General features: G+C 65.1%; 6 protein-coding genes and 1 pseudogene. 6 read left to right on the forward strand and 1 reads right to left on the reverse strand.

Features of this window, described 5'->3' with window-relative positions:
• Window positions 1-2 precede the first annotated feature (2 nt).
• Genes BRA1253DRAFT_RS10640 through BRA1253DRAFT_RS10665 form a run of 6 tightly spaced genes read left to right on the forward strand, consistent with a single transcriptional unit; the run spans window position 3 to window position 6,214 of the window.
• Window positions 3-713, forward strand: a complete 711-nt coding sequence (locus BRA1253DRAFT_RS10640; RefSeq protein ID WP_007593858.1) for a DUF1028 domain-containing protein — start codon at window positions 3-5, stop codon at window positions 711-713.
• Window positions 710-1,699, forward strand: a complete 990-nt coding sequence (locus tag BRA1253DRAFT_RS10645; protein ID WP_007593859.1) for an ABC transporter ATP-binding protein — start codon at window positions 710-712, stop codon at window positions 1,697-1,699. Before BRA1253DRAFT_RS10640 ends, BRA1253DRAFT_RS10645 begins: the two co-directional genes overlap by 4 nt.
• The gene (locus BRA1253DRAFT_RS10650; RefSeq protein WP_007593860.1) at window positions 1,699-2,799 is read left to right on the forward strand and encodes an ABC transporter ATP-binding protein; all 1,101 of its coding nucleotides are present in this window, start codon (window positions 1,699-1,701) and stop codon (window positions 2,797-2,799) included. Before BRA1253DRAFT_RS10645 ends, BRA1253DRAFT_RS10650 begins: the two co-directional genes overlap by 1 nt.
• Window positions 2,800-2,822: 23 nt before the next feature.
• Entirely contained in the window at window positions 2,823-4,346 is a 1,524-nt protein-coding gene (locus BRA1253DRAFT_RS10655) for an ABC transporter substrate-binding protein (RefSeq protein WP_007593861.1), read from the forward strand.
• Window positions 4,347-4,377: 31 nt separating this feature from the next.
• The gene (locus BRA1253DRAFT_RS10660; RefSeq protein WP_007593862.1) at window positions 4,378-5,319 is read left to right on the forward strand and encodes an ABC transporter permease; all 942 of its coding nucleotides are present in this window, start codon (window positions 4,378-4,380) and stop codon (window positions 5,317-5,319) included.
• Between the two features lie 4 nt (window positions 5,320-5,323).
• A complete protein-coding gene (locus BRA1253DRAFT_RS10665; protein ID WP_007593864.1) occupies window positions 5,324-6,214 on the forward strand; it encodes an ABC transporter permease in 891 nt (296 codons plus the stop codon).
• A 232-nt stretch (window positions 6,215-6,446) separates the two neighbouring features.
• Here the strand turns inward: BRA1253DRAFT_RS10665 and BRA1253DRAFT_RS10670 are convergent.
• A pseudogene (locus tag BRA1253DRAFT_RS10670) lies at window positions 6,447-6,997 on the reverse strand (IS5/IS1182 family transposase); the annotation flags it as partial.

A 6,997-nucleotide genomic window follows, 5' to 3' on the forward strand; every position in this document is an offset into this window, starting at 1 on the left:
ACATGACCTGGTCGATCATCGCGCGCGATTCTGCTACCGGCCAGTTCGGCATCGCCGTTGCCACGCGCTTCTTCGCCGTCGGCGCGCGCGTGCCTTATATCGCCGCCGGCCTCGGCGCCATCGCGACGCAGGCCTTCGTCAATCCCTATTACGGCATCGACGGCGTCAAGCTTTTGCGCGAAGGCCTCAACGCACATGATGTTCTCGCCAGCCTGCTCGCAACCGATGACGGCCGCGAGAGCCGCCAGATCCACATCATGGACGCCAGCGGCGCGATCGCCGCGCATACCGGGCGCGATTGCGTCGACTGGTGCGGCCACATAGCCGGCAGCGGCTTCTCCATCGCCGGCAACATGCTTGCCGGCGCCGACGTGCTCGACGAGACCGCAAAAACCTATATCGCCAATGACAGCCTGCCCTTCCCGCGCCGCCTGCTCGCCGCGATGCGCGCGGGCGAGGCCGCCGGCGGCGACAAGCGCGGCAAGCAATCCGCTGCGCTCCTGATCCACGGCGAGGAGGAATGGCCGGCATTGGACCTGCGCGCCGACGATCATCCCGATCCGCTCGGTGAGCTCGAGCGGCTCGAACGGGTCAGCCACGAGCTCTGGGTACACTTCCGCGCCTCCATGCCGACGCGGCAAAACCCAGCCGGCAACACCGATCGCAGTGTCATCGACGCGAGCATCGCCGCAGCGCGCGCAAAACGATCATGAACCCGAGCCCGCTCATCGAGATCAGCGATCTGCGCATTCGTTTTCACGGCGACGACGGCCGCGTCACCCATGCGGTCGACAGTGTCGATCTCAGCGTCGCCAATGGCGCGACACTCGGCCTCGTCGGCGAATCCGGCTGCGGCAAGAGCGTGACGTCGCTGGCGATCATGGGCCTGCTGCCGAAGCAGAGCGCAGAAATCTCCGGCGCGATCCGCTTCGACGGTTTCGACCTGCTTAAGACGTCGGACCAGACGCTGCGCGACCTTCGCGGCAACCGGCTCGCCATGATCTTTCAGGAGCCGATGACCTCGCTCAATCCGAGCTTCACGATTGGCGACCAGATCGTCGAGACGATTTTGCGCCACCGCGGCGGCTCGCGCAGGAGTGCGCGCGAGCGGGCGATCGATCTGTTGCGTCGCGTCCACATCCCCTCGCCCGAGCGGCGGATCGACGAATATCCGCACAAGCTCTCCGGCGGCATGCGCCAGCGCGTCATGATCGCGATGGCGCTGGCCTGCGACCCGCGGCTGCTGATCGCGGACGAGCCGACTACCGCGCTCGATGTCACCCTGCAGGCGCAGATCCTGGAGCTGATGCGCGAGTTGAAGGCGGCGAGCGGCGCCGCCATCATCCTGATCACCCACGATCTCGGCGTCGTCGCCGAAGTCTGCGACGAGGTCGCGGTAATGTATGCCGGTGAGATCGTCGAGCGCGCGGCGGTGGACGAGCTGTTCTCGGCGCCGCAACATCCCTACACCGTCGGCCTGCTAGGCTCGATCCCGCGGCTCGATCATCGCGCCGAACAGCTTGCCACGATCGAGGGCATGGTTCCGAACATGGCGCAGCCGCCCGCCGGCTGCCGTTTCGCCGCGCGCTGCCCCTTCGTGCTGGACGCCTGCACCAAGGCGCCGCCGCGGCTGGTCGAAATCAGTCCCGGCCACCTCTCGCGCTGCATCCGCGCGCCGCTCGAACGTCTGGTGTCGTGATGGCGCTGCTCAAGGTCGATGGCCTGGTCAAGCATTTCGTCGCCGAGCGTTCGCTGTTTGGAAGGGCGCTGGCGCATGTCAACGCCGTTGATGGCGTTTCCTTCTCGCTCGATGCCGGCAAGACGCTGGCGCTGGTGGGTGAGTCCGGCTGCGGCAAATCCACCGTCAGCCGCCTGGTGCTGCGGCTGATCGAGCCGGATGCAGGCACGATCCATTTCGAAGGCCGCGATCTGCTCTCGCTCGACGCCGGCGCGCTGCGCGCCTTTCGCCGCGAGGCGCAGATCATCTTCCAGGATCCCTACGCCTCGCTCAATCCGCGCATGACCGTCGGCCAGATCCTGACCGAGCCGCTGGCGCTGCACAACCTGGTGCCGCCCGCCCGGCGCCGCGAACGCGTCGAGGAGATCCTGCGGCTGGTCGGGCTGGAGCCGCGGCTGGCGCGGCGTTACCCGCACGAATTCTCCGGCGGCCAGCGCCAGCGCATCGCCATCGCCCGCGCGCTCGCGGTCGAGCCGAAACTGATCATCTGCGATGAGCCGGTTTCGGCGCTCGACGTCTCGATCCGCTCGCAGATCCTCAATCTGCTGCGCGAACTCCAGGATCGGCTTGGGCTGGCCTACATTTTCGTCTCGCACGACCTCGCCGTGGTCAAGCACATCGCCGACCACGTGGCGGTGATGAATCTCGGCCAGATCGTCGAGACGGCGGCGGCGGACGCGCTGTTCGCCGCACCGCGTCATCCCTATAGCCGGGCCCTAATGTCCGCGATTCCCGTGCCTAAACCGCGGGCAAAGCGCAGCCGGATTGTGCTGCAGGGAGAGATCCCCAGCGCGCTCAATCCGCCGCCGGGATGCCGCTTCCACACCCGCTGCCCCTACGTGGTCGACCGTTGCCGCAGCGAAATGCCTCAGCTCGTGCCGGATGGCATCGGACATGCAACGGCATGCCACCGAACGTCGGAACTGCCGTCGTCCGAGGCAATCGTCCCAACGGACGGCGGCTTCTCCCCGGTTCTCGAAAAATTGGTCGCCGCTTTCAGCGGCGGCCCGGAAGCAGTCCGCGGCAGCGGGGTTAGTTCATTGGGGACGAACCCGGCATAGCCGTAAAACAGAGGTTGAGAGCGATGAGTCCTATGCGTTTGGCACTCCTGGCGTCGGCATTGCTGACGTCGCTCGTAGGCGCGGCCCAACTCCAGGCCCAGGCCCAGACCACGCTTCGCATCGGCATCGGCGAAGACCCTGATATCCTCGACCCCAGCATCGGCCGTACCTATGTCGGGCGCATCGTATTCTCCGCCTTCTGCGACAAGCTGTTCGACATCGACGAGAAGCTCAACATCGTGCCGCAGCTCGCGTTGTCCCATGAGACCTCGGCCGACGGCAAGGAGATGACCATCAAGCTCCGGCCGAACGTGAAATTCCACGACGGCGAACCGCTCGACGCGGAAGCGGCAAAATTCTCGATCGAGCGTCACATGACGCTGCCGGGTTCGTTCCGCAAGTCCGAGCTCGCCAGCGTCGACCATGTCGAGGTGGTCGATCCCCTGACCATCAAGCTGGTGCTCAAGACGCCTTACTCCCCGTTGATCGCCCAGCTGACCGACCGCTCCGGCATGATGGTGTCGCCGAAGGCCGCCAAGGAGGCCGGCGACAAGTTCGGCCTGCATCCGGTCTGCGCCGGTCCCTACAAATTCGTCGAGCGCGTGCAGCAGGACCGCATGGTGTTCGAGAGATTCGCCGATTACTGGAACAAGGACAACATCCATATCGACCGCGTGGTGTTCCTGCCGATCGTGGATGCCACGGTGCGCCTTGCCAACCTGAAGTCCGGCGGGCTCGATCTGATCGAGCGCGTGCTCGCCACCGACATCAAGGACGTCCGCGCCGACCCCAAGCTCGTGCTGTCAACGGCGCCTGAGCTGGGCTATCTCGGCCTGACCATCAATATTGGCAATGACAAGGCCAAGGGGCCGCTGAGCCAATCGGCGAAAGTCCGTCAGGCGCTCGATCTGTCGATCGATCGCGAGGCGATCAACCAGGTCGTGTTCAACGGCGAGTTCACCCCCGGCAATCAATGGGTCAGCCCGACGCATCCCTATTACCAGAAGGCATTCCCCCTTCATGGTCGCGACATCGCTAAAGCGAAGGCGCTGTTGAAGGAGGCTGGCGTCAGCCTGCCCGTCACGGTCGACTACATGGTGCCGAAGGGGACCGAGTACGAGGCCGTCGCTCAGGTCGTGCAGTCCATGGCGGCCGAAGCAGGTTTCGACATCAAGGTCCGCGTCGTCGAATTCGCGACCACCTTCAAGCAGGCCCAGGCCGGCGAGTTCCAGATCTTCCAGATCAACTGGAGCGGTCGCATCGATCCCGACGGCAACTCCTATATCTTCATGCGCAGCAAGGCACCGCAGAACGATGGCGTCTATTCGAATCCGGAGGCCGACAAGCTGATGGAAGAAGGAAGGCTGACCGCCAATGTCGCGGAGCGCAAAGCGATCTACGAGAAGATGACCAAGATCCTGCTCGACGATTTGCCGATCATCTACATCTACCACCGCACGCTTCTGATTGCGCACACGACCAAGCTCCAGGGATACAGGCAGATGCCCGACGGGCTGGTGCGCGTGGTCGGGCTGAAGTTCAAGTGAGCGTGGCATCGCCCGACAACCGGCCGGCGCCATGCTGAACTTCCTCGCCCGCCGCATTGTGCAGATCGTGCCGACACTGTTCTTCGTGTCGCTGCTGATCTTCTCGCTCCAGCAATTGCTGCCGGGGGATCCCGCGCTGGTGATGGCCGGCGAGGAGCGCGATCCCGCGGCAATCGAACAGATCCGCCATCAATACCGGCTCGATCAGCCGATCCCCGTACAGTACGTCTATTGGCTTAAGGGCGTTCTATCAGGCAATTTCGGTGAATCGCTGCGCAACAAGATGCCGGTACGCGAGCTGATCGCGCAGAAGCTGCCGGTGACGCTCCAGCTCGGCTCGATGGCAATGTTGATCGCGCTCCTGATCGGCATTCCCGCCGGCATCGTCTCCGCCGTGAAAAGGGGCACCGTCTGGGACTATGGCGCCAATTTGTTCGCGCTGTGGGGCATCTCGACGCCGAATTTCTGGCTCGGCATCATGCTGATCTTCCTGTTCTCGATCGAGCTCGGCTGGCTGCCGGCGTCCGGCTACGTGCCGCTGACCGAGAACTGGCGCGCGAGCCTCGCCGCCACCATCATGCCGGCCTTCGTGCTCGGCAACGCGATTTCCGCGGTCCTGATGCGGCACACCCGGAGCGCCATGCTGCAGGTGCTGGAAAGCGACTATGTCCGCACCGCGCGCGCCAAGGGATTGTCCGAACGCTCGGTCATCCTCAAGCACGCCATGCGCAACGCACTCACGCCGATCATCACACTCGGCGCGCTCGAGCTCGGCACGCTGTTGTCGGGGGCGGTTCTGACCGAGCAGATCTTCTCCATTCCCGGCTTCGGCAAACTGATCGTGGACGCCGTATTCAACCGCGACTACGCGGTCGTACAGGGCGTCGTGCTGGTGACGGCGACGGTCTACATTACCCTCAATCTCGTTGCCGATGTCGCCTACATCCTCGTCAATCCGCGGCTGCGGGGCTAGACTCATGACCGATGCCGCCCTGCCCGCCGCCGCTCCTATCGCGCAAGCTGACGAGCTGGACAGCCCGGCGCGTCGCGCCCGGCGGCGCTTGTTCAAACGCAAGGCCGCAGTATTCGGACTTGTCATGATCACCTTGTTCGTCGGCTTCGCGCTGCTCGCGCCGTTCGTCGTGCCCTACGATCCGATCGCGACGAGCTGGGGCCTCGTCCGCAAGCCGCCCACCGCGGCACACTGGTTCGGCACCGACGAGCTCGGTCGCGACATCCTGAGCCGCGTCGTCTACGGCGCGCGCGCGTCCCTGCTCGCGGGCCTCATCTCGGTCGCGATCGCGCTGGGCGTCGGCGTTCCGCTCGGCCTGCTCGCCGGCTATCGCGGCGGCTTCGTCGATGCGCTGATCAGCCGGATGACCGACGCGATGCTGGCCTGCCCATTCCTGATCCTGGCGATCGCGCTCGCCGCATTCCTCGGTCCGAGCCTCGGCAATGCCATGATCGCGATCGGCATCTCGGCAACCCCGATCTTCATCCGCCTGACCCGCGGCCAGGTGTTGAACGTCAAGGCCGAGGACTATGTCGAGGCGGCGCGCGCGCTCGGCAACCCGCCGTGGCGGATCGCGTTTTCGCACATCCTGCCGAACATCCTGCCGGCGCTGCTGGTGCAGGCGACGCTATCGATTGCCGCCGCCATCATCGCCGAAGCCGCGCTGTCCTTCCTTGGCCTCGGCCAGCAGCCGCCGGCGCCGTCCTGGGGCAGCATGCTCAACGCAGCGCAGCGTTTCCTGACCCAGGCGCCCTGGATGGCGATCTGGCCGGGGCTTGCGATCTTCCTCGTGGTGCTGTCGCTGAACCTGCTCGGCGACGGCCTACGTGACGCGCTCGATCCAAGGCAGCGTTAGAGCGGAATGAGAATAGGTTGAATTAAGCGGCCCCGGGCTTGGTGCACCTCTCCCGCTTGCAAGCGGGAGAGGCCGGCGCAATGCGCCGGGTGAGGGCTCTCTCCTCTTGGGGGTTCTCGATTGCGGAAATACCCTCTCCCCAACCCTCCCCCGCAAGCGGGGAGGGAGCACACCTCCCCCGTTGCAGCAAACGAGCCTGATCTCACCGGTCCTTAGTCTAGCTAGTCGTCCGTTAAGAAGCCGAATTGAGCGGGGCCGGACAGGCGGGCGTGCGCCAGAGCTGGATCAGGAACAGGCACAAGAGTTCTCTGAGCCAGGCGAGGATGCGGCGGAAGTTGTGGCCGACGGCTGAGAGGATGACGTTGGCCGCATCGCCGGCGCGGCCTTTGAGGTAGCAGCGGCCGAGGTGGCCATCGGTCTTCAGGTGTCCGATGATGGGTTCGATGGCGGAGCGGCGGCGCAGCTCGCGCTTGATGACACCGAAGACGCCGCGCTTCTGGCCAGAGATGAAGACACGGCGCGGGTTCTTTGTGTCATGGCCGCGGTATCCCTTGTCGACATAGGCCCGCTCGATCGCACAGCCGGTGAGTGTCTCGGTGCGGTCGATGACGTCCCGCAATGTGTGACCGTCGTACGGGTTATCGGGCAGCGACCTGGCGTGCAGCACGAACAGGCCACCGGGAGCACGGCGGTTGTTGGTGACGATAGAGGCTTTGACACCGAACTCGTAAGGCGCGGCTGCTTTGCCCTTGCCGATGCACTCCACCTCCGGGGCGTGGAAGG

The organism is Bradyrhizobium sp. WSM1253 (assembly GCF_000244935.1).
Taxonomy (GTDB): Bacteria; Pseudomonadota; Alphaproteobacteria; order Rhizobiales; family Xanthobacteraceae; genus Bradyrhizobium; species Bradyrhizobium canariense.